Source organism: Hymenobacter sp. (assembly GCF_036388155.1).
Classification (GTDB): Bacteria; Bacteroidota; Bacteroidia; order Cytophagales; family Hymenobacteraceae; genus Hymenobacter.
In genome coordinates this window covers 14,614-38,452 of sequence record NZ_DASVSI010000056.1, presented here as the reverse complement: position 1 = coordinate 38,452, position 23,839 = coordinate 14,614, and the positions used below count along the sequence as shown (strand labels likewise).

Genomic DNA, 23,839 nt, shown 5'->3' with positions numbered 1-23,839 from the left:
CCGCGCTACTGTACAGCGACCCCGAAACGGCGCTAATGCATTAAACAGTTTCATTGCAAAGGATGCTGATACCAGCAAAATCTAACCTAAATAAAGCACCTCTACACTTGTCTTATAATTTACATTATGTTAAACTGATTGTCACCGATTCTGCCTAAATACAATACAAAAAGAGCCTGTCTAAATGAATAGACAGACTCCCCCACTCTCTCGCCAGCGAGCGCTACTTCAGCGACTGCAACTTGGCGTTCAACCGTTCGGAGTCGGCGGTGCGACCAAGACGGAAATACACCTTCTGCAAGGAAGAAAGCGTGTTACGGTCGTTGGGCTGCAATTGTAGCGCTTTTTCAAAGTAAGGAACCGAGGCTTCAAAATACTTTTTGCCTTCGGCTTCCATCTTCTTGCCCGACGCCTGGTAGGTTTTCAGGTCCATTTTGCTGGCTTTGGTATACGCATCAGCAGCGCGGTTGTAGTTGTAAACCGCGAGGTTAAACTGAGCGTCGAAGTTATTCGGGTCCAATTCAACGGCTTTACGGTAATCAGCCAAGGCCAAATCGCCTTTTTTCTGCTGGTCGTACATCGAACCGCGCACGGCGTACAGGTTCGAGTTGGTGGGGTCCGACGCTATCGACTTGTTGATTTTGTTGATGGCGTCTTCTTTATTGCCGCCGGCCAGGGTCATGTTCAAGTCTTCCAACATGAACGCCTTGTTATTAGGATAAGCTGCCAGCGCTTCTTTCAGAATCTTGGCCGCTTCGGCATCATTTTTTTCGGTTTTAGCCATTTGGAACAAGCGCGTATACAGCGTTACGGACTTGTAGTTCATGCCCAGCAGCTGGTTGTAGCTGGCCTTAGCGCCGGCATAATCCTGCTTGGCCTCCGATGCGAAAGCCGAGTAGAGCACCGCCGTGGTGTCTTTGGGGTTGATTTGCGAGGCCAGCTTATACCCGGCAATGGCTTTGTCGTAGTCTTTGGCGTTGTAGCTATTCACCGCGTCGTTGAACGCACGGCCATACAAGCCTTCCATCTTGACAACGGCCTGCTTGCCAAACTCACCCGTTTTGGTGTCCAGCTCAATGGTCTTGTAATACGACTCATAGGCCTTTTTTACGCCTTCACCCTCTTGCAGCTGCTTGCTGTAAATCGGGCTTTCCAGCATGGCTTGGTAAATCTCGCCACGAGTGTACCACGTCTTGGCCTTGCCGCTGGTCTTCTCGTTAACAATGGCCTTGTCGATGTCGGTCCGCGCTTTGTCCAACAAGCCGGTGCGCTGGTTGAGAATGGCGTTTGTTACGGCGGAGTTTTGAGCCGACGCCGTCTCAGGCAACCCAGCAGCTAAAAAGACGGCAGCGGCCAACGTCAAAAAAGTCTTCTTCATAAAATTGGGAATGTGCTTGGCTGAAACCTAGTCGGTATGAAACTAGAGCAACGGTCCAAGGCGGAAAAGGGTGAAAACAAGAGTAAGCAAATCTAAAACACTCGGCCCCCGAAACGGATGGCCAGACGCATCAGTTCGCCAAAAATAAACGGGGCAATCCAAATGGACCGCCCCGCTCCTATTTCAGCAACTATACCAAATCCTCGGGCGATGCGTCATCGTCCACGACCTCTTCGGATAGCGACGAATCCAACGAGCCGTCTGCACTGAGGGCTTCATCGTTGGCAAGACCATCTGAATCAGCGCCTATTACCGGAGAAGCTTCAGCTTCGTCCTTCTCTTCGGCCGCCACTTTGGCCACCGAAGAAATTTCATCGTTGCTGCCAATTTTTATCAAGCGAACCCCTTGGGTGGCCCGGCCGATGGTGCGCAGGTCACTCATCCGCAGGCGAATGGTGATGCCCGACTTGTTGATAATCATCAAGTCGTCGGTGTCGTTGACGTCTTTGATGGCCACGAGGTTACCGGTTTTATCCGTGATTTTCATGGCCCGCACCCCCTTGCCGCCGCGGTTGGTCACGCGGTACTCGTCGAGGGCGCTGCGTTTGCCGAAGCCGTTTTCGCTCACCACCAAGAGTTCCTGCGAAGGGTCGGCCAGGCACACCATGCCCACCACCCGGTCACCCGGCGTATCGGACAAACTGATGCCACGCACACCCGCCGCCGAGCGGCCCATCGAGCGCACTTTGGATTCGTTGAAGCGCACGGCACGTCCCGAACGCAACGCCAGCACCACCTCCGAGTTAGGGGCGAGCAACTGCACGTCGAGAATCCGGTCGCCCTCGTTGATGGTGATGGCGTTGATGCCCGCGGTGCGCGGCCGCGAATACGCCTCCAACGGCGTCTTCTTCACGGTGCCCTGCTCGGTGCAGAACATCAGGTAGGTGTTCTCCAGGTAGTCGGGGTCTTTGAGCCCGCGCACGTTGAGCACCGAGCGAACTTTGTCTTCGCGGGGAATCTCGATGAGGTTTTGAATGGGCAAGCCTTTGGTGGCCTTCCCTCCTTCCGGGACTTCGTACACTTTCAGCCAGAACACGCGACCCAACTCCGTGAAGAACAGCAGGTACTCGTGCGTGGTGGCCACGAACAGGTGTTCGGTAAAGTCGTCTTTCTTGGAGAGAGCCCCGCGCGAACCTGCCCCGCCCCGCCCCTGGGCACGGTATTCGTCCAGGTTGGTGCGCTTGATGTAACCCTCGCGACTGATGGTGATAACCATGGCCTCGTCGGCAATCATGTCCTCGGTGGAGAAGTCGCCGCCCTGGTAGTTGATTTCCGTCCGACGCGCGTCGCCGTACCGCTCCCGGATGTCTTCGAGCTCGGTTTTGATGATGCCGCGCTGCAATACATCCGAAGCCAGCACGGCGTTCAGGTGGTCGATGAGGCGCATGAGGTCTTCGTACTCGGCCACAATCTTGTCGCGCTCCAGGCCGGTAAGGCGCTGCAGGCGCATGTCGAGAATGGCGCGGGCCTGCACTTCGCTCAGCGCGAAACGCTGAATGAGCTGGCCACGGGCCACTTCCGGGTCGCGCGAGCCGCGGATGAGGGCAATGACTTCGTCGAGGTGGTCGAGGGCAATGAGCAAGCCTTCGAGGATGTGGGCACGCTTTTGCGCCTCGGCCAGCTCGTACTTGGTGCGGCGAATGATAATCTCGGCGCGATGCTCGACGAAGTAGTGAATCAGCTGCTGAAGGTTCAGCGTCATGGGGCGTCCCTTCACGAGACACACGTTGTTGACGCCAAACGAGCTTTGCAGCTGGGTGTACTTGAACAGGTTGTTCAGCACCACGCTGGGCATGGCGTCGCGCTTGAGGTCGTACACTATGCGCATGCCGTCGCGGTCCGACTCGTCGCGCATGTCCGAAATGCCCTCAATCTTCTTGTCGTTGATGAGCGCAGCGGTTTTCTCAATCATCGACGCCTTATTCACCATGTAGGGAATTTCGGTAACGACGATTTGCTCTTTGCCCGTTTTGCTGGTTTCGAAGGAGGCTTTGGCCCGCATCACCACGCGGCCGCGGCCGGTTTCAAACGCCTGCTTAACGCCCTCGTAGCCATAAATAATGCCGCCGGTTGGGAAGTCGGGGGCAGTCACGTACTGCATGAGCTCGGCCACGGTAATGTCCGGGTTGTCCAGGTACGCCACGATGCCGTTGACGACCTCCGTGAGGTTGTGCGGCGCCATGTTGGTGGCCATGCCCACGGCAATGCCCGTCGTGCCGTTCACCAGCAGATTGGGGAACTTGGCGGGCATCACGCTGGGCTCTTCCAACGAATCGTCGAAGTTGGGCTGAAAGTCAACGGTATCCTTGTCCAAGTCGTTGAGCATTTCGTCGGCGATGCGCTTGAGGCGGGCCTCGGTGTAGCGCATGGCAGCGGGCGAGTCGCCGTCGACAGAGCCGAAGTTGCCTTGGCCGTCAACGAGCGGGTAACGCAGGCTCCACTCCTGGGCCATGCGCACCATGGTGTCGTACACGGAACTGTCGCCGTGCGGGTGGTATTTACCCAGCACCTCGCCCACGATACGGGCCGATTTTTTGTAGGATTTGTTGTAGCCCACGCCAAGCTCGCTCATGCCATAGAGCACACGCCGGTGCACGGGCTTGAGGCCGTCGCGGACATCGGGCAAAGCCCGGGAGATGATAACCGACATCGAATAGTCGATGTACGCGCCCCGCATCTCATCTTCGATGTTTATCGGAATGATTTTTTCGCCTTCCGCCATTGAGGGGGTTTATAGGCGACCAAATAAGCCCTCAAAAAGGGGTGTTTTAGCCGCAGGGTGAATAGTTCTTTATGTACGCGCGAAGATACGACAAAAAGGCCACAGCGGCAAGCGCTGTGGCCTTTTTTGAGGGTTTTAGCAGAGCTATTTCAGCGACTTACTTTTGTCGAGCGAATTAGTGCCGGCCTTGGGGTTGTGCGTCTTGATTTTCTGCCCAATGGCGGGGTTTTGCATCTTCCACAGCGGCTGCCCGCGGTACTTCTGCCCGCTGTGCATGTGCACCTTGCGGGTGTGGCACGACTCGATGGGGCAAGAGCGACAGCCCGCCACCGCGAGCACCACCAACAAGGGAATCAAACGCAAACACGACTTCATGGCGCAAAGGTAAGGGGCAGGCTCAGCAATCAGCTTGGCGACCGGGCGAAAGCCTCCTCAGTCAGCTCCCTCCCACTCCGCCAAAAAGCGAGCCACATACGTTTCCATGAAGGCCTGCCGTCCTTCGGCCACTTGGCGGGCAACGTCGGTATTGAGGCGGTCTTTGAGGTGCAGCAGCTTCTCGTAGAAGTGGTTGAGCGTGGGAGCGGTGTTCTTTTGGTAGCTGGCGAACGAGTCGTGGGCCACGGGAGCCACGGCCGGGTCGTGCAGCGGGCGGCCCTTGTGACCGCCGTAAGCAAAAGCCCGGGCAATGCCAATGGCCCCAATGGCATCCAGCCGGTCGGCATCCTGCACCAAAGCAGCTTCCAGGCTGGATACCGGCGTGGGCACACCCAAGCCTTTGAAGGAAACCTCGCGAATGATGGTTTCTACGCGGGAAATGAGGGCTTCGGGCGCTTCCTGACTAAGCAGCCAGGCGCGGGCGGCACGCGGGCCGGCTTCGTAGTCACCGTCGTGAAACTTCCAGTCAGCGATGTCGTGCAGCAACGCGCCCAGCTCTGCCACCTCGCGGTCGGCTTCGGGCGCAGCTTGGGCCAGCCGGCGCGCCATGAGCCACACCCGGCGAATGTGCGCCCAATCGTGGCCGCTGCCTTCGTCGGCAAACTTTTGTTCAATGAATTTCGCCGTGGTGGCAATGATTTCTACAGGCATGGCACAAATAATTGAAAACAGAGCGCCGGTCAATAGTTCGTGGAGCAGCCGGCGCAGGGACGGCAAAAGTACGTCCCGGCGAACGCGTAAATGGGCGCCCGCCGATGGCCCCGGCCTCAGCCCAAGGTGGCAGCCCAATCATGAGGAATGCGCATAAAAAAAGCCAATGACGTAACGTCACTGGCTTTTTAGAAAAATGAGCCGCCTGTCGGACTCGAACCAACGACCCTCTGATTACAAGTCAGAAGCTCTACCAACTGAGCTAAGGCGGCGGGTTGGTGGCACAAAAGTAAGCGCACGAGGCGGCATCTGCCAACGGAACTGCTGTTTTAAATTGAAAAAAGGCCCGCGGCACTTCTGCCAGGGGCCTTTTTCGTTGATTACCAAGTGGCTGCCACCAGCTTTTAGCTGCGAACCATCTTCAGCTGCTTTTTGAGGGCTTCAATGCGCTTCCGTCCTTCTGCGATGCGGCCTTCGTACTCCTGGCGCAATTGCGCCGCGTTTTTGGAGCGGGCGAAGAAGTCGAGGTTGGTCTGCAGCGTGGCGTGGTCGTTCTCCAGCTCGTTGATTTCCTTGCGCAAGGCCATTTCCTTGCGGGTGAGCTGCTGCTGGGCCTGCGGACGGGCTTTGAGGCGGCCCACTTCCACTTGAAACAGCAGGTCGGAACGGTCGGCGTAGCTCAGGCCGGGAACATGGTCGAGGTACTTGCCCAGTAAGGCGAGGAGCTGCTCTTCGCTGCGGTCGGAGGTGCCGCGGCCGGGCTGTTCGTCGGTGGCGTCAAACTCGGCCACCCAGCCCGCTAGAATGTCGCGAAAGCCTTCGAGCGTGCCGGGGTTGTCGGCGGTGAGGGCATTCACTTGGTCGGCAATGCGGTCGAGGTGGGCAATTTGCTCCACCGAGGACTGCTGCACTTTTTCTTCGCGCTGGCGCGCTTCCTGTTTGGGACGCTCAAACACGGCGTCGCAGGCGGCGCGGAAGCGGTGCCAGAGCTTGTCGGCGAGCTTATCGGGCACGCGGCCGATGTCCTTCCACTCCTTCTGCACCCGGATAACCACCTGGCGGGCGGCGTCGCCGTCGGGGTTGTTGGCGGCTTCTTCGGCCTGCTCAATGAGGGCCACTTTGGCTTTCACGTTGGCCGACTTCTCGTTGTCGAGCGACTTAAAGAATTCGTTTTTGCGGTTGAAGAAAGCCTTGTAGGCGGCCCAGTACTGCTTGTTGAGGGCATCGGCCTGAGCGCGCGGCACCAAACCAGCAGCTTCCCATTCGGTTTTGATTTCCTGCAGCTCGTCGGTCTTTGAGCGCCACAGGTTCACGCGGTCGGTATCGAAAGTGGCAAAGGGCAGCACGCGTTCGAGCAGGGCTTGCTTCACCACTAAGTTGGCTTTCTCCTGCGTGGAGCGCTGGTCCACGAACTCCTTGCGGCGCTGGTGCAGCACATCGGAGGCGGCAATGAAGCGCTGCCACAACGGCTCGCGCTGGTCGTTGGGCACGGGACCGATGTTCTTCCAATCTTCGTGCAGCTTGGTCAACTCATCCAGCGCTTTGTTGATGCCCGGGGCTTGCGCCAAAGCTTCGGCACGCTTGATGAGGGCTTCTTTGGCCTCCAGGTTGCGGCGGCGGTCCAGGTCCTTCATTTGGAGGAACTGGCCCTGCTTGCTGTAATAAATGTCGAGCAGGCCGTGGTAGGTATCCCAGATGCTCTGGCTGTCGGCCTGGGGCACGGCGCCGGTGGCTTTCCACTCGGCCTGCAACGCTTTCAGCTTGGCGGAGCTGTCTTTGGTTTCGGCGGCTTCCACCAACCCACGCAGCTGGTCGAGGAGCTGCTTTTTCTTGGTCAGGTTGTCGGCCCGGCTGGCGTCCTCGGCCTTGGCATCCTTCACGAGGTTTTCGCGGAATTCCTGCATGGCTTTGTTGAGCTCCTGCTGCCCTTCGGGCTGCTGAAACGCGAAGGCTTCGGCGCCCTCGCCGCCTTCGGCAAACTTCTGCCGGGCCGCACTGCGGGCCAGGCCCACGTTGGTCTCGTACTGGCGCGTGAGCTCCTGGATTTGCTTGCGGTTCTGGCGGGCATCGGGGCTGCGCAGCAAGCTCACCAAATAGGTGGCCTGGGCGGGCAAGTCCAAAGATGTGAAGTCTGGCACTTCCTGCGCGGCAGCAGCCGGCTCTTCCACGCCGGTGGCTTCCTGTCCAGCGTCGATGGCGGCCACGTCGGCCGGTGCCGCATTCAGCGGGGTGTCCGAAGATGTAGTCAGGTTGGCCAATTCGGGCTGTTCCGTGTCAATTTCGGCGGCCTCGTGCAGTTCCACGGTGGGCAGTGCTACCTGGTCTTCCACGCTGGCGCTGGTGTTGGCGCCGCTCAGTGTTTCGGGGTCGGCAATGGGCGCCGGGTTGGCAGTATCAATGTGCTGGTCGGCGGGCAGCGCTTCCGGGTCGGGGGTGACGGCGGGCGCCTCCTCCTGCTCTGCCGGAGCGGCCATGGCGTCGCCGTAATGGGCCAGGGCCCGAGCCTGCGGCGCGGAGACATCGTTGCCGTCGGTGGTCACCGCATCGGGCACGTGGTGGGCGGTTTCGGCCGCGGCGCCGGCTTCGGGCGAGTCGGGAGCCGGGGCAAGGATTTCGCCGGTGCCGGCCGGGGCTTCGGCCGTGCCGGCGCCGGGGGCCTCCTGGGTGGGCAGTTCGGGCGTGCCTTGCGAGGGCAATTCCACCTGTCCCTCGCCGGGGGTAGCAGCGGGCGCAGCGGGCGCGGCCTCCGACGAGCCTTGAATCTCAGCCAAGCGACGTTGCAAAATGGTCATCCGGTCTTCGCCGGCCGGGTCGGGCCCGCCAGCAAGCGGGGCGGTGGGGTTTTCTTCAGCAGCCATAAATCTTCGTAAAAGCCAGCCCCAGTACAGTGGCCAGAGGAGAGAGCAAAAAAGTGTGGAAGGTAACGTTGGGAAGGATTAGTTGAGGCGAGGGTCGACGGGGTAGTTGGCCAGCACTTTGAATCGGCCGCCTTTCTCGCGCAGAATGTCTCGCCAGAAGGCATCAGATGCCAAAGTAAACACTTTCCCGGCGCTTGCCGGGTGCCGTATCCAACTCTGGCCTTGCATTTCGCCGGCCAGCTGGCCTGCCGACCACCCGGAATATCCGGCAAACAGGCGCACATCGTCGGCGCTGACGATGCCGCTGCCGATGAGCGAAACAAGCAGTTCAAAATCGCCGCCCCAGTACACGCCCTGACCCAGGTCGGTGCTGCCGGGCAGGTCGGCGCGGCGGTGGAGGTAGTGCAGGGTGTTGGGCTCCACGGGCCCGCCCACGTACAGCGGCAGGTCGTTGACGGCGGAGCCCACGGTGGCGGGCAGGTCGAGAACGTCGCCAAGGGTGAGATTGGTCACGCGGTTCAGCACCAGCCCAAACGTGCCTTCCTCGGGCTCGTCGCGACAGAGCAGCACCACGCTGCGTTCAAAGTTGGGGTCGCCTAGAAAAGGCTGCGAGATAAGAAGAGTGCCAGGACGCATAGGCTTGGATGTTTCGGGAGACAGAAGCAGCCCTGAAGGCTACCGGCAACTACAGGCACGCGACAAGCCCACTAAAAGTTGCACGGGCGCGGCAACCACTTCGCCGAAGCCCGGCCGTGGCTTGGCCTTGCGCGTGTCGTTACTTTGTGCCCGCAAGCTGGCGCAGGGCCACCGTTGCTTGTTCAAGACTCCTGCGGCAGAAAATTTGTTCCGCCCCTCGCGGGCCACTTGCGCCTGTTTTGCTCACCGCTATTTCTCCGCATGACCGACCCTCACCTTGCTGACTTGCGCAAAACCTATGCGCAACGCACCCTTTCCGAAGATGATGTGCTGCCCGACGCCGTGCAGCAGTTTCGCGTGTGGCTCGACGAGGCCATTGCGGCCCAGTTGGAAGAACCGACGGCCTTAACCCTAAGCACGGTATCGGCCGCGGGCCAGCCCTCGTCGCGCGTGGTCCTGCTGAAGGGCTTGCCCGACGACGCGGGGTTCCTCTTTTACACCAACTACGACTCGCGCAAGGGCCAGGAGCTGGCCGAGCGCCCGTTGGCGGCCCTGAACTTCTTTTGGCCCGGGCTGGAGCGCCAGGTTCGGGTGGAAGGTCTGGTGGAAAAAGCCCCGGAGGCGCTTTCGACCGAGTATTTCCAGAGCCGTCCGCGCAGCAGCCAGCTTGGGGCCTGGGCCTCGCCGCAAAGCCAGGTCATTGCCAACCGCGAAGAGCTCGAGAGCCGGGAGGAAGAGCTCGCCCAGAACTTTGGCACGCAAGACCCGTTGCCCCGGCCGCCCCACTGGGGCGGGTACATTTTGCGCCCCCAGCGCGTGGAGTTTTGGCAAGGCCGGCCCAGCCGCCTGCACGACCGCATCGTGTTTGAGCGCGAAGGCGCCAACTGGCGCCGCAGCCGGCTGGCACCGTGAGTAGAATGAGGAATGAAGAATGAGGAATGAAGAATTGCTTCAACCTGATTCATCAGCAACAATTCCTCATTCTTCATTCCTCATTCTTCATTGAAAACCGTTTTGGCTGAAATTCAACCCCTGCGCGGGTGGCGCTACAATCCCACGCTCAGCGCCGACATCGACGCGTACGTATCGCCCCTGTTCGACGTAGTGTCGGCGAAGCAGCGCGAGGCCCTGTACCGCAACCCTCTCAATTCCATCCATCTTTCGGTGCCCCAGGCCGAAGACCCCGCCGGGGCCGCCCTGGCCTGCTTGCGCGAATGGCAAGCCACCGGGGTGCTTCGGCAAGACGCGTTGCCGGGCATTTACGCGTACTACCAATACTTCCGGCTGCCCGGCAGCCCGCGGGAATACTGCCGCAAGGGCTTCATGTGCCACATTCTGGCTTATGACTGGGCCGAGGAGGTGGTGCTGCGGCACGAAAATACCCTGCCCGCTTCCGTGAACGACCGCACCGAGCTGCTGGCCCGCACCGAGTTCCAGACCAGCGCCACTCACGGGCTTTACCGGGACGAGGACTTTGAGCTGGAAACGTATTTGGATGAGGCTATTCGGTCGCCCCTGGTCGAAACCGAGGAGGACTACCAGGGTGCCCGCGACGTGCTCGCCGTGATTCAGGATGCGGCCGTCATCAAACGCTTTCAGGAGATTTTAGCCTCGCGGCAAGTCATCCTCGCCGACGGCCACCACCGCTACGAGGGCTCCCTGGCCTACCGCCACGCCCGCCGAGCAGCCACGCCCGAAGCCACCGGCCGCGAGCCCTGGAACTACCACCTCATGTACCTCACCAACGCGGCGGCCGACGACCTGCGGATTTTGCCCACGCATCGGCTGGTGCTGCGTTTTCCCGAGGGCTTGAGCGACGACGAGTTCCTCGCCCGGCTGACGCCCTACTTTACCGTATTGCCCAAGGAAGATGCTAACGACCTGCCCGAGATAATTGCCGGCAAACCGTGGGCTTTCGGGCTGTACCTGGGTGGGCAAGCCTACAAAATCCGCCTGCGTCCCGAAGCTCATGCGCAGCTGGATTGGGATACTACCACAGCCGTCAAGGCCTTGGACTTGACGGTGCTGCATTTTTTTGTGCTGGAGAAAGTGCTGGGCATGGTGGGGCCCGATGCCCAGCGCGCCTGGGACGGCGTGGCCTACGTGCGCAATTTTGCCGAGTGCCTGCAGCGGGTGGAGCACGGCGAGGCCCGGGCGGCCCTGCTCGTGAATGAAGTGACCATGGCCGAGGTCGAGGCCGTGTGTCACTCCGGAGCGGTGATGCCGCCCAAATCAACCTTTTTCTACCCGAAAACCATCGGCGGGTTTCTGTTCAGCAGCATCGCCGATGACGAGAAAGGCAACCTATTTGACGAGTGTTTTCAAGCAACGAATTCGTGAAACTGATTCTAGCCTCCAACTCCCCGCGCCGCCGCCAGCTGCTCACCGACCTGGGCTTGGCTTACGAAACCCGCTTAGTGGAAGTAGACGAATCGTACCCCGCTCACTTGCACCGGGCCGAGGTAGCGGAATACCTGGCCGCGCACAAGGCCGCGGCCTATGCCTCGACGTTGGCAGCCGATGAAGTGGTGCTCACCGCCGACACCATTGTGTGCCTGGACGACGACGTGCTGAACAAGCCCGCCGACGTAGCGGAGGCCACCGCCATGCTCACCCGCTTACAAGGCCGGGCCCACGACGTATTTACGGGCGTGTGCTTGCGCTGCGGCGACGGCCGCCAAGTCGTCTTTTCCGACCAAACCACCGTCTACTTCCGCCCGCTCACGCCGGCCGAAATCAGCCATTACATCGCCACCGCCCGGCCCTTCGACAAAGCCGGCGCGTATGGCGCACAAGACTGGCTGGGCATGGTGGGCATTTCCCGGCTCGAAGGCTCCTACTTCACCGTGATGGGACTGCCCACGCACCGGGTGTGGGAGGAGCTCGAAAAGCTGGGCGCACTGCCGGCGGCGCGAGCTTAGTTGTCGACTAAACTTCCCAGACTCAAGATTCACAGGAGTTTTCGCCCTTTTTCCACATGCTGCCATCTTCCCCACCCCCTCCACCGACTCCTGCGCCGGTAGGCGCACGCTTCTTTGGACTCCTGGGGTTGGGGCTGCTGGCGGTGTGCGCCGCGTACGCGGCGCTGGTCCTGCACCACACGCCATGGGCTGAAGCGCGGCAGCTAGACGCCATTTTTCCGTTTTATAAATGGCGCACCCGGGTTTTTTCGGCTGGAGAGCTGGCGGCGGCGTGGCGGCTGCTGGCCGGCAGTGCCGCCGTGTTTGGTACCGGAGCCCTGCTGCTGGCGGCGGGTGCCGCGGGCCGGGCCGAACGGCGGGCGTGCTGGCGGGAACTGCGAACGACCGCAAGCAGCCTCCGCAGAGCGGTAGCCCAGTTGCCCGCGCACCACAAATGGGGGGCCGCGGCGGCGCTGCTGGCACTGACGGTTTTTCGGGTGGTGCTCAGCCTGCCGGCGGTCACGCCCGAGTACGATGATGCCGCCTCGTACACGCTGTTTGTGAGCAAGGGTCTGCTGGCGGTAAGCGCCTACTATCCTTTGCCAAACAACCACGTGCTTTCGAACACCATCAGCCAACTTTTTTACAACGTATACCCGGGCTTTTGGTGGACCATGCGCTTGCCCGTTGTGCTGCAGGCCGCGGTGGCCACCGCGGTACTATTTGTGGGCCTGTTGCGTGAGCGAGTGGCATTCCGGCCGGCATTGCTGGCAACGGGGCTGTTTAGTTTGGCGCAACTCAGTTTGTACCACGTGGCGGTGGGCCGGGGCTACTGGCTGCTCACGGCACTGGCCGGCGTCGCTTTTTTCAGCACCCTACCGTTGGCCCGGGGCACCACCCAACCCCGTGCAGCGTGGTCGCTGCTGGTGGTGAGCGGGGTGCTGGGAGCGTACAGCGTGCCCACGTTCGCGCTGGTGCTGGCCTCTTCCTTCACGTGGCTGGGATGGGCGTTTTTGCGGCGCAAGGCAGCAGGAGCGGTGGCAAAAACAGCCGCTGCTGGGGTCATCATAGCCGCAGCCAGCTTGTTGTTGTACACGCCGCTCATGTTCGTTTCAGGGCCGGGCATGCTGTTTGGCAACGGCTTCGTGGCGCCCCATCCTCTGGCCGAATTTTTGGCTGGCTGGCCCCGCTACCTGTGGGAAAGCGAGGGATTCCTGGCGGGCCAGGTACGCGTGGGGGCCTTGGTCACGCTCGCCGGGCTGGTGGGCGTGTTCTGCATGTGGCGCGCAGCGCGGGGCGGGCGGCTCCCCCCGCAAGTGGCCAGCGCCTGGCAGCGGCTGGCACCGGCGGCGCTGTGGTTTATGGCGGTGCCCTACGCAGTGCTGACGGTGCAACGGGCGTTTGCACCCGGCCGCACCTTGCTGTACAAAGCCTTTTTCTTCTTTCTGCTCTTGGCGCTGGTAATCGAGTGGCTCTTGCTACTTAAGCGGCGGCCTTTTCGCGCGTTTCAGCCGTGGCTGCGCTCAGCGCTCGGCGTGACCGCCGTGGTCTGGTTCGGCTACCAGTTGGTGAGTTTGTGGCGCGACAACCTGGCTCCTCGCCGGAACAACGCGGCCTACCACGCCGCTTTTGCCTGGCTGGCGAGCCAGCCCCGGGGCTTGGTGCTGGTGCCCGAACCCACCCACAGCATTTTTCTTCGCCTGTATTTCCTATCCGAGCGCCCCGCCGCAACGTGGCGCCTGGATGGACGGCCTAAACCTTACACCCACTACCCCTACGTGGTGGCGTTTCCGGAACGCCGCGGCTATTTCCAGCCTAAGCTTGCGGGTCCGCCCGCTTTTCACAATCAGGAAGTCGACATTTACCGTGTACCCGACCCTGGCGCAACCAAACGGCCCATTGAGCCGGCTTATTGGTACCTCAACGACTAGCGCTTCATTCGGGCAGCCGCGTTAATGACCGCGAGCCAACAGCGCAATACCTGCCACAATCAAGACCAAGCCGCCGGCTTGGGGCAGCGTCAGGGCCTCCCGCAGCAGCGCCAGCCCAAGCAGCGCCGTCAGCAACACCGAGCCGCCCACAATAACCGGCGTGCCCACCGACGACGGCACGCCCCGCTGAAACACCACGAAAGTCAGAATTTCGGCCAGCCCCACTCCTAGCCCGGCCAAGGCCGCTAGCCCCAGCCCTTTGGGCGTGATGGGCAGCGGCTGCCCTTGCAGCTTGAGCTTCAGGAGCCACACTGCGCCCAGGGCGGCTGCCACCAGTTGCAGCACCACCGCTCCCACTGCCGGCGTCACATGCTCAGAAGCCAGCTTGATGAAGAAGTTGTATAGGGCCAAGCACAGGGCCGTCAGCAAGGCAAGCGGAAGCCAGTTCATCTTGATAATTCTCTTTAAAGCAAGACACCGCGGGAAGCCCACTGCTTCTAGACATTACTTGTTTTCCCACTTGTAATACCTACGGGGAAATCCATTCTCATGCATATACTGCTCGCGCAGAAACCGCAAACCGAATTGGTGAAACGCAACGCTGGCCAGAAACACCGCCACAGGCAACCATTTCTGCCATACTTTCTTTCCTTCGACCGCAGTTCGAAAGCTCAGACAACTCGCCAGCGTCCAAAGTCCAACATCAGCCATGCCAAACGCAGGATACAATCCAGTAACGAAACAGGCCCACGCACTTAGCAGCGCCAACAGCCAAGCGGCCAGCAAAGGGATGGTCAAGAGCAGCAATCTCACCGCAGCTTTTCCTTCAGCAGCTCCATCTCCACGGCCGGTGAAATACGCTCATACAAAATGTTGTAGGCCGCGGCCGTGATGGGCATGTGCACTTTGAGCTTCTTATTAAGCTCGTGGATGGACTTGACGGCGTAGTATCCCTCGGCCACCATGTTCATTTCCAGCTGGGCTGATTTCACGGAATAGCCGCGGCCCACCATGCTGCCGAAGGTGCGGTTGCGCGAGAACTGCGAATAGGCCGTCACCAATAAGTCGCCCAGATAAGCCGACGCCGAGAGGTCGCGGGGCTGGGGGTTGATGGCCTGCAAAAACCGCCGGATTTCCTGCACGGCGTTGCTCACCAGCACGGCCAGGAAGTTGTCGCCATAGCCCACGCCGTGGGCTATGCCGCCGGTCAGGGCGATGATGTTTTTCATTACGGCGCAGTATTCGATGCCGTCGAGGTCGACGGCGGGGTGGGCGCTCACGTAGCGGTTGCGCAGCAGCTCGCAAAAGTCCAGGGCCAGCCCGGTATCGGGCGAGCCGATGGTGAGGTAGCTCTGCTTTTCCAGGGCCACCTCCTCGGCGTGGCAGGGCCCGGCAATGACGCCCAGTTGGTGACGGCCCAGGCGGAACCGCTCGGCCACGTAGTCGGTCACCAGCTGGTTTTTACCCGGAATCATGCCCTTGATGGCCGACACCACGCGTTTGTGCTTGAGAAAGTCCCGGCTCAGCTTGTCGAGCACGGGCTGCACAAAAGCGGCCGGCACGGCCATCACCAGCCAGTCGGCTTCCTCGAGGGAATCCTCCAGGTTATTGGTCGGATACACGCGATTCAGGTCGAACTGCACCGCCGACAAGTAGCGCGGGTTGTGGCGCGTGCGCAGCAGGTGCTGCACGTCGTCTTTCGAGCGCACCCACCAGTCGACCCGGGCGCCGTTTTCGCTGAGAATTTTGGTGAGTGCAGTGGCCCATGAGCCCCCGCCAAGCATGGCTATTTTTTCCAAGGGAACGAAGCTGAAGAGAAACGAAGGTAGAATAAAAAACTCCCCTCCCGGGTAGGGAGAGGAGTTCTTCGGGATGCGCGGGAAGCAAGCGAGTGATTTACTCTGACTCTTCGGCGCCTTCTTTGAGGGCTTCTTTGTTCAGGGACTTGGCGTCTTTTATTTCCACCAAGGCGCCGTCTTTTAGGGTCTTGGCTACGGCCCGGAACGGGCCGCTCACTACTTGGGCCCCAGCCGGCACCCCGCTCAAAATCTCAATGTTCTGGAAGTCGCTGATGCCGGTTTTCACGGGCGTCATCACGGCCTTGTTATTCTTGATAACGAACACCACTTCCTGAATCTCGGGTTTGGGCGCGGCGGCAGTTTGCTTCGTCATTGCGCCGCGCTCACGGTCATCGTCGGAATTGTCGGCCGTCTCTTTGGCCTGCGTCGAGTCGGAACGGGTGGTAACGGAAGCGAGCGGCACGCTCAGGGCGCCGGCTTTGCGGTCGGTGATGATGTCGACCGAAGCCGTCATGCCGGGCCGAAAAGGCACAATGGTTTTGCCCTGCACCGTGCGCTGCAAGTGGCGGTAGCTCTCGGGCAGCAAGCGAATGCGCACCTCGAACTCGGTCACGGCTTCGGCCGTCAGGGCGTCCTTGGCGGTGTTGGCAATGTTGGTGACGAGGCCCTTAAATTTCTCGTCTTTGGTGCTGTAGGCGTCCACTTCCACGTCCACCGAGTCGCCAATGTTCACGTTGTTTACGTCGTTCTCGTTCACGTTCACGCGCACCTCCATGTTGTTGAGGTTGGCAATGCGCATGATTTCGGTGCCGGCCATTTGGGTGGTGCCCACCACGCGCTCGCCTTTCTTCACGTTCAGCTTGCTCACCGTGCCGCTCACCGGCGCGTAAATGGTGGTTTTGTTGAGGTTCTTGCGGGCCTCTTCCAACGAAGCCGACGCGGCGCTCACCGTGCTCTGCGAGGCCCGGATGGACTGCCGGGCGCTGTTGATTTCCTCCTGCGAGGCGTTGTAGGCGGCCTGGCTGGCTTCGTAGTCGGCCTGCGAAATCACCTTCTGCTTGTAGAGCGAGGCGTTGCGGCGGTAGGTCAGCTCGGTTTGTTTGGCGTTGGCCAGCAGCTGCTGCAGGCGGGCCTGGGCCTGGCCCACGTTGGCGCGCTGGGTGCCCACTTGCGCGCTTTGCATGGCCACCTGGGCCTGGTAGTTGTCGGGCCGAATGCGGAGCAGCAGCTGCCCTTTGCGGACGGAGTCGCCTTCCTGCACGTACAGCTCGATGATTTCGCCGGAAACATCGGGCGAAATTTTTACCTCCGTTTCGGGCTGCACTTTGCCCGAGGCACTTACTTTTTCTACGATGTTGGCGGGGCCGGCTTTGGCAGCCAGCACTTCTACGCCGGTGGGTTTGCCTACCCAACCTTGTTTTTTGGCCACGGTGTACCCCACCAGCAGTACCACTACCACGGCGAGGAGGATGTACAGTAAACGGTTGTTTTTCACGAAATCAATGGGTGAATGAGTGAATGGGAGAATGAGTAAATGGAGGAATGAGTACATGGGTAAATGAGCGGAGAGACTTGATTGTCCACTCACCCATTCACTCATTCACCCATTCACCCATTGTACTACAAAGTCAGCGGCTTGCCCTGATAAAAGTCGAGCACTTTGCGCCGGAAGAAGAACTCATACTTGGCCTGAATCATGTCCGATTCGGCCGCCGTGAGGTTGTTGCGCGCAATGTTGAAGTCGGTGCCGTTCAGCAACCCGTTGTTGAAGCGCACTTCGGCGTTGCGAAACGCCAGCGTCAGGGCTTCGACCTGGCGCGAGCTGGCAGCAAAACGGCGCTGGGCCGCCAGGGCGTCGGCAAAGCTTTGCTGAATGGTTTGGCGCAGCTGCAGGGTCACTTGCTCGGCGCGCAGCTCCGTTTGCCGGATGTTGATTTGGGCGCGCTGCACCCCCACCCGCGACTGCAGGCCGTTGAAGATGGGCACGCTCAGGTTGAGCTGCAGGAACTCGCCGCGGTTGTCGCCCAACTGGTCGAAAAACTTGTAGGGCAGGGTGTCGAAGGAAGTGTTGGGGCTGAGCAGCACGTAGGGCGAAGGCGCGTAGCCGCCCGGCGCGGCGGGGTCGGGCTGCAGCACGGGCACGGGAATTGGCTCGCCGGTGGTGCGAATTTGCTGGGTGCGCACCGACGAAAAACCGGTTTGGACGCCGCCCGCCATGGTCAGGCTCGGGTAGTAGGCCCCGCGGGCAATGTCGATGCCCCGGCGGGCACTCTGTACCCGCAGGTCGGCCGCCTTCACTTCGGGCAGGCGCTGCCGGGCCAACTCAAACGTGGCGTTGGGGTCGAGCGCATCGGCCGTGGCCGTGAGCGTGGTGGGGTCGGGCAGCGTGGGCACCACCACCTCGAATTGCGCGGCCGTGGCCGGGTCGAGGTTGAGCTGCTGCACCAGGGCCAATTGGGCCAGACTGCGCTGATTCTGGGCCGTCACCAGCGTGCTTTCTTCACCGGCCAGCTGCGCACGGCTGTCGAGCACGTTGCCCTCGGCCACGGCGCCGGCTTTGAGCAGCTTTTCGCTGCGGGACACCTGCTCGCGCACCGTGCTCAACCGCGCTTCCGAAGCCCGAATTAGCTCCTGAGCCAAGAGCAGCTGCAGGAAAGATGAGGCCACGTTCAGGGACAAGTCGTTGCGGGCTTTGTCGATGTCGACGCGGGCCGCCTGGGCATCGAGCGCGCCCTGCTTGATGGTGTTGCGCAGCTGAAAGCCCGAAAACAACGTGACCTGGGCCACAGCCGAGAAGTTGTTCGACCGCACGTTCAGCTGCTGGAACTGGTTGGTGAACGGGTCCCGGTTGGTGCCAAAGTTGAAGTTTTGCGAGCCGTTCAGGTTGGCCGTGGGCAGCAGCGCGGCGCGGTTGAGCCGCTGGCTGGCGTCTTGCTGCTGGGCGGTGAGCTCCGTCTGGCGCACCGTGAGGTTGTTGGCCAGGGCGTAGTCCACGGCCCGTTGCAGGGTCCAGGGGCCGGTGGCGGGTTGGGCGGGGCCGTTGAGCGCGGCGGCCGGCGGCGAGGCCGGCACGGCGGGCGTTTGGGCCTGGGCCAGTGGGGCAGCCGCGAGCCAGGCCGCGGCGAGGCCGGCCACGGCCAGTGGCCGCCCGGGGAGCGCGGAAAGTGTAGTCCCTCGTTTCATTTCACAGAAAAGGTTGGTGTGTGTAGGAGTAGGATGAAGTAATCGACGGAAAGGTGGCTTTATTACATCATTCCAGCGTGGGAATGTAGGTGATGCGCTGCACCCAGCTAAGCTGGCGCAAGTACGCCAAGGTAATTTCTTTGATGGGGCTGTCCATTTCAATGAACTGCCGGGCCGCGTCGTTGCGGCCCTTGCGGCTCACAAACATGGTGGCAATGTTGCACTGGTCGTGGGCAATGACGGAAGCAATAAAGGCAATGGAGCCCGGCACGTCGTGGGCGTCGATGATGAGCGTGTGCAGCGAGCCGGAAAAGTCGGCCGGAAAGCCGTCGACTTCCACGATGCGAATAACGCCCCCGCCGCGGCTTTGGCCCACCACTTCCACGCGGTGGCCGGTGGCGCCGTCCAGCAGGTTCAGCTTGATGGTGTTGGGGTGCATCGTCGACGCGTTGCCCACGCTTTGGAAGGTGTAGCGCAGGCCGGCGTCCTGGGCGTGGTCGAAGGCGGTGCGAATGCGGGTGTCGTCGGGCGCGTACCCCAGCAGGCCCGCCACAATGGCCCGGTCGGAGCCGTGGCCCTCGTAGGTGCGGGCAAAGGAGTTGTAAAACGTGACGATGACCTCGCTGGGTACGGCGCCCAATATGCGAATGGCGGCCCGGGCAATGCGCACCACCCCGGCCGTGTGCGACGAGCTGGGCCCAATCATCACGGGCCCAATCATATCAAAAATGCTGGATTTCTCGGCCATGGACTTACGCCGTGCGGGTAGTTACGACGCTAAAAGTAGCTCATCTGGCGCATATCCGGGCCTACCAGTGGCCTTTGGCGGGCTTAAAACGTGCCCCGTGCTTGGAACTGAAGCAGTTCGGTGAGCCCGAGGCCCGGCAAAGCGGCGGCGTAACCGCAGAAGTTGCGAACCGGTAGGCAAGCCGCTCAAATTGGCCTTGCAACCTGGGTATTTTACCGATATTTGCCCCGCCCCCACCCAGGCATTCACTCCCACCTCACTCCCCTATTTCCCATGTCCGACCATCCCACCCCGGACGATTTTTCGCCCGCCGTGCTCACCCAGCTTCGACGGCTGCAAGAGAAGTACGCCCCCGACGGGCAGGACCTTGCCGCCTACCTCGAAGGCCTCTACCACGCGAAGTACATCAACTACTGGGACTACATCGAGCTCGACACCCTGCTCTCGTTGCAGCGCCCGCTCACCAACCTGCCCGATGAGCGGATTTTCATCATGTACCACCAGATTTCGGAGCTCTACTTCAAGCTCTGCCTGTGCGAGTACGAGCAGATTGGCGACCTGAAGCAACCCACCCTGGGCGAGGTCGTGCTGCGCCTGGGCCGCATCAACCGCTATTTCGAAAACCTCATCGACTCGTTTGACGTGATGGTCGACGGCATGGACAAGGGGCAATTCCTGGACTTCCGCATGGCCCTCATGCCGGCTTCGGGCTTCCAATCGGTGCAGTACCGCATGATAGAAATTGCCAGCACCAGCCTGGCCAACCTCACCGACGAGGCCAAGCGGCAGGCCCTGGGCGAGGCCTCGGCCCACGACTACGACCAAATGCTGGGCTGCATTTATTGGAAAGCCGGCGCCACCATCGAAGCCAGCGGCGCCAAGGCCCTGACCCTAATTGAATTTGAACGGAAATACACCGCCGACCTGGTTCGCCACGCCGAGGCCTACCACGACCGCAACGTGTGGGCCGTGGTGCAGCGCCTGCCCGCCGAGGACCAGCAGCACCCCCGCCTGCTGCGCGCCATGCGCCAGCTCGACGTGAGCGTGAACGTGAACTGGCCGCTGATGCACTTCAAGTCGGCTGTGCGCTACCTGCAGCGCAACCCCACCGACGTGGCCGCAACCGGCGGCACTAACTGGCGCAACTACCTGCCTCCCAAGTTTCAGCGCCGCATTTTTTACCCGCAGCTGTGGAATGCCCAAGAACTGGCCGACTGGGGCAAAGGCTGGGTAGAAAGCGTGCTCGAAGAGGGCGTGGGCGCATAAGTGGTTGGAAAAGGTGAGAAGCAACTTGATGCCATTCACCTTGCTTTAGCCCTGCCCGCTTAGATATTCCCATTTCGCAAGTCAACCCAAAAAAGCCGCGGGAGCTCATGGCACCCGCGGCTTTTTGGTTGCTGAACTTTTGCGCCTTACTCGGGTGCCATACGGGAGTTGCGCTGGGTGTCGCCCATGCGCCAATACACCAGCAGCGACAGCACGCAACACCCGGTCACGTACCAGTAGTACCACTCTTCCACGCCACGTTCCTTGGAAGACAAGGCCACATACTCGGCCGTGCCGCCGAAGATGGCCACCGTCAGTGCATAAGGGAGGCCCACGCCCAGGGCCCTGATTTCCGTGGGAAATAGCTCGGCTTTTACTACCGCGTTGATGGAAGTATAGCCCCCAACCACAAACAAGGCCCCTATCAACAAGAGCGCCGCCGTGCCGGCGCTGTGCGTAGTGGCCAGGAGCCGAAGCAACGGAACGGTGCCCAAGCTGGCGCCAATGCCAAACATCAGCAGCACGGGCCGACGACCAATTTTATCAGACACTGCTCCCAGCAAGGGTTGGAACAGCAACGCCACCGCCATGACGCCAAAGGAAATCAGCGTAGATTCTTCCTTAGAAAACCCAGAAGTATTCACCAGAAACTTCTGCGCATAAGTGGTGAAGGTGTAAAAAGCCAAAGTGCCTCCCAGGGTAAGGCCCACCACCGTGAACACAGCTTTCGGGTGTTGAAGCAAGACCCGAAAGCCGCTTTGTCGCGAACTCGGAGCCGTGGCTTCAGCGGAACGAGCAGGAGCATTTCGCTGCTCTTCGAAAGCCGCCGTCTCGCCCATGTGCGTACGCAAGTACAAGGCCCCAATTGCGGCCACGGCCCCCAATACGAAGGGCACCCGCCACCCCCACTCGCTCATTTGCTGGGCCGACAGTAGTTGTTGCAAGCCCAGTTGCACCACCAGCGCCAGCAGCTGCCCGCCCATCAGGGTGACGTACTGAAAGCTGGACCAAAAGCCACGGTGCCGGGCCCCAGCCATCTCACTCAGGTAGGTGGCAGAGGTACCGTATTCTCCGCCCACGCTGATGCCTTGTACCAGCCGCGCTATCAGCAGCAAGGCCGGTGCTGCCAACCCAATGGTTGCGTACCCCGGCGTGCCCGCAATCAGCAGCGAGCCGCCAGCCATCAACTGAACCGAAAGCAATAAGGCCGCGCGCCGGCCGTGCTTGTCGGCGTAAGCTCCCAATAGCCAGGCCCCCAAAGGCCGCATCAAAAAGCCTACGGCAAAAATGGCGGCTGTGTTCAGCAACTGGGCTGTTGCGCTGCCTTTCGGGAAAAATATCGGGGCGAAATACAAGGCAAAGGCCGAGTAAGCATACCAGTCATACCACTCCACCAGGTTACCAATGGAACCACTGATGATGGAGCGCAACCGCGAAACTGGCTTGTCAGGGGCAGAAGTATTCATGAGACAAAGAAACGTGATGCGCCAGCCGGGTGTTTGCTATCAGATGGGTTCACAATAGGCTTATTGCTTTTTGAAAATTGTCCTCTGACTTGCACAGCAGGCCCCATTCGACAGCCTGTCCTCACGCTGTAACTTTGCCGCTTGTTCTGCTTTCAAGAATTAATCTACAAAAGGATAACTACCTTTCTGTTTACACAAATGAATAAAAAAGAAATAGAAATTCTCATTTCCCCTGAAGAGGCATTTGATGAGTTTTCGCGTTACGAAGCCATTTTAAGAGAAAGTGGCTACCGGCCGGGTGAAGTGGACTACGTGCATCTACGGCGCCGGTCTATCGATGCCCGCGGGCGCCAAGCCATGGTGAGGTTACGGGCCGATGTGTACCCACAAGCGCCACCAAAAGACTTGTTTGGGCCTTGGTTTGTTTATCCAAATGTTAAACCAACAAGCCGACGAGTGGCCATCATTGGTGCTGGCCCTGCTGGGTTATTTGCCGCCTTGCGCTGCCTCGAACTAGGTCTAAAACCGATTGTGCTGGAGCGTGGCCGCGACGTCCGAGCTCGCCGCCGAGACCTTGCTTCGATTAACAAAGACCAAATCGTAAATCCTGACTCCAACTACTGCTTTGGCGAAGGCGGCGCTGGCACTTACTCCGATGGCAAGCTTTATACCCGGGCTACCAAGCGCGGCGATGTGGGCCGGGTGCTGCGGCGGCTGGTGCAGCACGGTGCTACCCCCGACATCTTGGTCGATGCCCACCCCCACATCGGCACCAATAAATTGCCGGCGGTGGTGCAGGCCTTGCGCGAAGCCATTGTGGAGGCCGGCGGAGAAGTTCATTTCGAAACACGCGTCACCGATTTTATCCTCGAGCACAACCGCCTGCGCGGCGTGGTAACCGCGGCCGGGCAAACCATCGAGGCGGACGCCACCATTCTGGCCACCGGCCATTCGGCTCGCGACATTTATGCCCTGCTCCACCGGCGCGGCGTGCTCATCGAGGCCAAGCCCTTTGCGTTGGGCGTGCGCGTGGAGCACCCGCAGGCGCTCATCGACCAAGCCCAGTACCGGCGACCCGACCGCGGCTTGCTGCCCGCCGCCTCCTATGCCTTGGTGCACCAAACGGAAGTGCGCGGCGAGCAGCGTGGGGTGTTCTCCTTCTGCATGTGCCCCGGCGGGTTTATTGTGCCGGCGGCTACATCGCCGGGCGAGGTGGTGGTCAACGGCATGTCGCCCAGCCGGCGCGATTCCCGATTCGCCAACTCCGGCATTGTGGTCGCGGTAGAGCTCGCCGACCTGGACGTGGCGCAGTACGGTCCCCTGGCAGGCCTGCATTTCCAGCAGGAGATTGAGCAGCGCGCCTGCCAGGCGGCCGGGGGCACGCAGCAAGCGCCGGCCCAATTGCTCGGCGATTTTCTGAAGAACAGAGCTTCGGCCAATCTGCTGGAGACGTCCTACCAGCCCGGGTTGGTGCCGGTGCGCATGGACGAGGTGCTGGGGACCACCCTGGCCGCGCGCCTGCGCCAAGGCTTCGAGAACTTCGGGCGCAAAATTCCGGGCTACGCGACGAATGCCGCCCAGATTGTGGGCGTGGAAAGCCGGACTTCGGCCCCGGTACGCATCCCCCGCGACAAAGACACGCTGCAGCATCCGGTGGTGGCGGGGCTGTTTCCGTGCGGCGAGGGCGCCGGCTACGCGGGCGGCATTGTCTCGGCGGCGATGGACGGGGAGCGGTGCGCCGAAGCGGTTTTAGCCGTTTTGGCGTAGACGCTGTTGGGGCGGTAGTGTTCAGCTGGCCGACTTCCG

19 protein-coding genes and 1 tRNA gene are annotated in these 23,839 nt (G+C 60.8%); 6 read left to right on the top strand and 14 right to left on the bottom strand.

The window, feature by feature from the left end:
* Positions 1 to 223 precede the first annotated feature (223 nt).
* From VF629_RS08080 to VF629_RS08050, 7 genes are all read right to left on the bottom strand, one after another.
* Positions 224 to 1,378: a tetratricopeptide repeat protein gene (locus VF629_RS08080; RefSeq protein ID WP_331057960.1), complete on the bottom strand. Its 1,155-nt coding sequence runs from the start codon at positions 1,376 to 1,378 to the stop codon at positions 224 to 226.
* A gap of 190 nt (positions 1,379 to 1,568) precedes the next feature.
* Positions 1,569 to 4,160, bottom strand: a complete 2,592-nt coding sequence (gene gyrA, locus VF629_RS08075) for a DNA gyrase subunit A (protein ID WP_331057959.1) — start codon at positions 4,158 to 4,160, stop codon at positions 1,569 to 1,571.
* 144 nt (positions 4,161 to 4,304) lie between these two features.
* Complete coding sequence (locus VF629_RS08070; RefSeq protein ID WP_331057958.1) at positions 4,305 to 4,535, bottom strand: hypothetical protein; 231 nt, start codon at positions 4,533 to 4,535, stop codon at positions 4,305 to 4,307.
* A gap of 57 nt (positions 4,536 to 4,592) precedes the next feature.
* On the bottom strand, positions 4,593 to 5,246 hold the full coding sequence (locus VF629_RS08065) for an HD domain-containing protein (RefSeq protein WP_331057957.1): 654 nt from the start codon (positions 5,244 to 5,246) through the stop codon (positions 4,593 to 4,595).
* A 199-nt stretch (positions 5,247 to 5,445) separates the two neighbouring features.
* Positions 5,446 to 5,518 (bottom strand) — tRNA-Thr (locus VF629_RS08060).
* Positions 5,519 to 5,650: 132 nt separating this feature from the next.
* On the bottom strand, positions 5,651 to 8,104 hold the full coding sequence (locus tag VF629_RS08055) for a DUF349 domain-containing protein (RefSeq protein ID WP_331057956.1): 2,454 nt from the start codon (positions 8,102 to 8,104) through the stop codon (positions 5,651 to 5,653).
* A 78-nt stretch (positions 8,105 to 8,182) separates the two neighbouring features.
* Positions 8,183 to 8,740, bottom strand: coding sequence for a YqgE/AlgH family protein (locus VF629_RS08050; RefSeq protein WP_331057955.1), 558 nt, complete (start codon positions 8,738 to 8,740; stop codon positions 8,183 to 8,185).
* A gap of 261 nt (positions 8,741 to 9,001) precedes the next feature.
* Here VF629_RS08050 and pdxH point away from each other — a divergent pair, with 261 nt between their 5' ends.
* The 4 genes from pdxH to VF629_RS08030 all read left to right on the top strand — a co-directional run bounded on the left by pdxH (position 9,002) and on the right by VF629_RS08030 (position 13,571).
* Complete coding sequence (gene pdxH, locus VF629_RS08045; RefSeq protein WP_331057954.1) at positions 9,002 to 9,652, top strand: pyridoxamine 5'-phosphate oxidase; 651 nt, start codon at positions 9,002 to 9,004, stop codon at positions 9,650 to 9,652.
* A 90-nt stretch (positions 9,653 to 9,742) separates the two neighbouring features.
* Positions 9,743 to 11,080 (top strand): DUF1015 domain-containing protein, encoded by a 1,338-nt coding sequence (locus tag VF629_RS08040; protein ID WP_331057953.1) that lies wholly within the window; start codon positions 9,743 to 9,745, stop codon positions 11,078 to 11,080.
* The gene (locus VF629_RS08035) at positions 11,077 to 11,661 is read left to right on the top strand and encodes a Maf family protein (protein WP_331057952.1); all 585 of its coding nucleotides are present in this window, start codon (positions 11,077 to 11,079) and stop codon (positions 11,659 to 11,661) included. Before VF629_RS08040 ends, VF629_RS08035 begins: the two co-directional genes overlap by 4 nt.
* A 56-nt stretch (positions 11,662 to 11,717) precedes the next feature.
* A complete protein-coding gene (locus tag VF629_RS08030; RefSeq protein WP_331057951.1) occupies positions 11,718 to 13,571 on the top strand; it encodes a hypothetical protein in 1,854 nt (617 codons plus the stop codon).
* A gap of 21 nt (positions 13,572 to 13,592) precedes the next feature.
* On the opposite strand, the gene VF629_RS08025 is transcribed toward VF629_RS08030, so the two are convergent.
* The 6 genes from VF629_RS08025 to sdaAB all read right to left on the bottom strand — a co-directional run bounded on the left by VF629_RS08025 (position 13,593) and on the right by sdaAB (position 19,301).
* A complete protein-coding gene (locus VF629_RS08025; RefSeq protein ID WP_331057950.1) occupies positions 13,593 to 14,021 on the bottom strand; it encodes an EamA family transporter in 429 nt (142 codons plus the stop codon).
* A 54-nt stretch (positions 14,022 to 14,075) separates the two neighbouring features.
* On the bottom strand, positions 14,076 to 14,369 hold the full coding sequence (locus tag VF629_RS08020; RefSeq protein WP_331057949.1) for a hypothetical protein: 294 nt from the start codon (positions 14,367 to 14,369) through the stop codon (positions 14,076 to 14,078).
* An 11-nt stretch (positions 14,370 to 14,380) separates the two neighbouring features.
* A complete protein-coding gene (locus VF629_RS08015; protein ID WP_331057948.1) occupies positions 14,381 to 15,370 on the bottom strand; it encodes an NAD(P)H-dependent glycerol-3-phosphate dehydrogenase in 990 nt (329 codons plus the stop codon).
* A gap of 97 nt (positions 15,371 to 15,467) precedes the next feature.
* Positions 15,468 to 16,865 (bottom strand): efflux RND transporter periplasmic adaptor subunit, encoded by a 1,398-nt coding sequence (locus VF629_RS08010; protein WP_331057947.1) that lies wholly within the window; start codon positions 16,863 to 16,865, stop codon positions 15,468 to 15,470.
* 125 nt (positions 16,866 to 16,990) lie between these two features.
* Complete coding sequence (locus tag VF629_RS08005) at positions 16,991 to 18,553, bottom strand: TolC family protein (RefSeq protein WP_331057946.1); 1,563 nt, start codon at positions 18,551 to 18,553, stop codon at positions 16,991 to 16,993.
* A 67-nt stretch (positions 18,554 to 18,620) separates the two neighbouring features.
* Positions 18,621 to 19,301: an L-serine ammonia-lyase, iron-sulfur-dependent subunit beta gene (gene sdaAB / locus VF629_RS08000; RefSeq protein ID WP_331057945.1), complete on the bottom strand. Its 681-nt coding sequence runs from the start codon at positions 19,299 to 19,301 to the stop codon at positions 18,621 to 18,623.
* A 273-nt stretch (positions 19,302 to 19,574) separates the two neighbouring features.
* On the opposite strand from sdaAB, the gene VF629_RS07995 reads away from it, so the two are divergent.
* Positions 19,575 to 20,567: a tryptophan 2,3-dioxygenase family protein gene (locus VF629_RS07995; protein WP_331057944.1), complete on the top strand. Its 993-nt coding sequence runs from the start codon at positions 19,575 to 19,577 to the stop codon at positions 20,565 to 20,567.
* A gap of 146 nt (positions 20,568 to 20,713) precedes the next feature.
* Here VF629_RS07995 and VF629_RS07990 read toward each other — a convergent pair whose 3' ends face one another.
* Positions 20,714 to 22,033, bottom strand: a complete 1,320-nt coding sequence (locus VF629_RS07990; protein ID WP_331057943.1) for an MFS transporter — start codon at positions 22,031 to 22,033, stop codon at positions 20,714 to 20,716.
* 198 nt (positions 22,034 to 22,231) lie between these two features.
* Between VF629_RS07990 and VF629_RS07985 the strand changes: the two genes are divergently transcribed.
* Positions 22,232 to 23,800 carry an NAD(P)/FAD-dependent oxidoreductase gene (locus VF629_RS07985; protein WP_331057942.1) on the top strand — a complete coding sequence of 523 codons (1,569 nt, stop codon included), beginning with the start codon at positions 22,232 to 22,234 and terminating at the stop codon, positions 23,798 to 23,800.
* Positions 23,801 to 23,839 lie beyond the last annotated feature (39 nt).

Bases quoted from the DNA above. Each gene is read 5' to 3' on its own strand.
- gyrA (WP_331057959.1), bottom strand. From the start codon at position 4,160: ATGGCGGAAGGCGAAAAAATCATTCCGATAAACATCGAAGATGAGATG.
- sdaAB (WP_331057945.1), bottom strand. From the start codon at position 19,301: ATGGCCGAGAAATCCAGCATTTTTGATATGATTGGGCCCGTGATGATT.
- VF629_RS08070 (WP_331057958.1), bottom strand. From the start codon at position 4,535: ATGAAGTCGTGTTTGCGTTTGATTCCCTTGTTGGTGGTGCTCGCGGTG.
- VF629_RS08065 (WP_331057957.1), bottom strand. From the start codon at position 5,246: ATGCCTGTAGAAATCATTGCCACCACGGCGAAATTCATTGAACAAAAG.
- VF629_RS08055 (WP_331057956.1), bottom strand. From the start codon at position 8,104: ATGGCTGCTGAAGAAAACCCCACCGCCCCGCTTGCTGGCGGGCCCGAC.
- VF629_RS08030 (WP_331057951.1), top strand. From the start codon at position 11,718: ATGCTGCCATCTTCCCCACCCCCTCCACCGACTCCTGCGCCGGTAGGC.
- VF629_RS07995 (WP_331057944.1), top strand. From the start codon at position 19,575: ATGTCCGACCATCCCACCCCGGACGATTTTTCGCCCGCCGTGCTCACC.
- pdxH (WP_331057954.1), top strand. From the start codon at position 9,002: ATGACCGACCCTCACCTTGCTGACTTGCGCAAAACCTATGCGCAACGC.
- VF629_RS08005 (WP_331057946.1), bottom strand. From the start codon at position 18,553: ATGAAACGAGGGACTACACTTTCCGCGCTCCCCGGGCGGCCACTGGCC.
- VF629_RS08080 (WP_331057960.1), bottom strand. From the start codon at position 1,378: ATGAAGAAGACTTTTTTGACGTTGGCCGCTGCCGTCTTTTTAGCTGCT.
- VF629_RS08050 (WP_331057955.1), bottom strand. From the start codon at position 8,740: ATGCGTCCTGGCACTCTTCTTATCTCGCAGCCTTTTCTAGGCGACCCC.
- VF629_RS07990 (WP_331057943.1), bottom strand. From the start codon at position 22,033: ATGAATACTTCTGCCCCTGACAAGCCAGTTTCGCGGTTGCGCTCCATC.
- VF629_RS07985 (WP_331057942.1), top strand. From the start codon at position 22,232: ATGAATAAAAAAGAAATAGAAATTCTCATTTCCCCTGAAGAGGCATTT.
- VF629_RS08025 (WP_331057950.1), bottom strand. From the start codon at position 14,021: ATGAACTGGCTTCCGCTTGCCTTGCTGACGGCCCTGTGCTTGGCCCTA.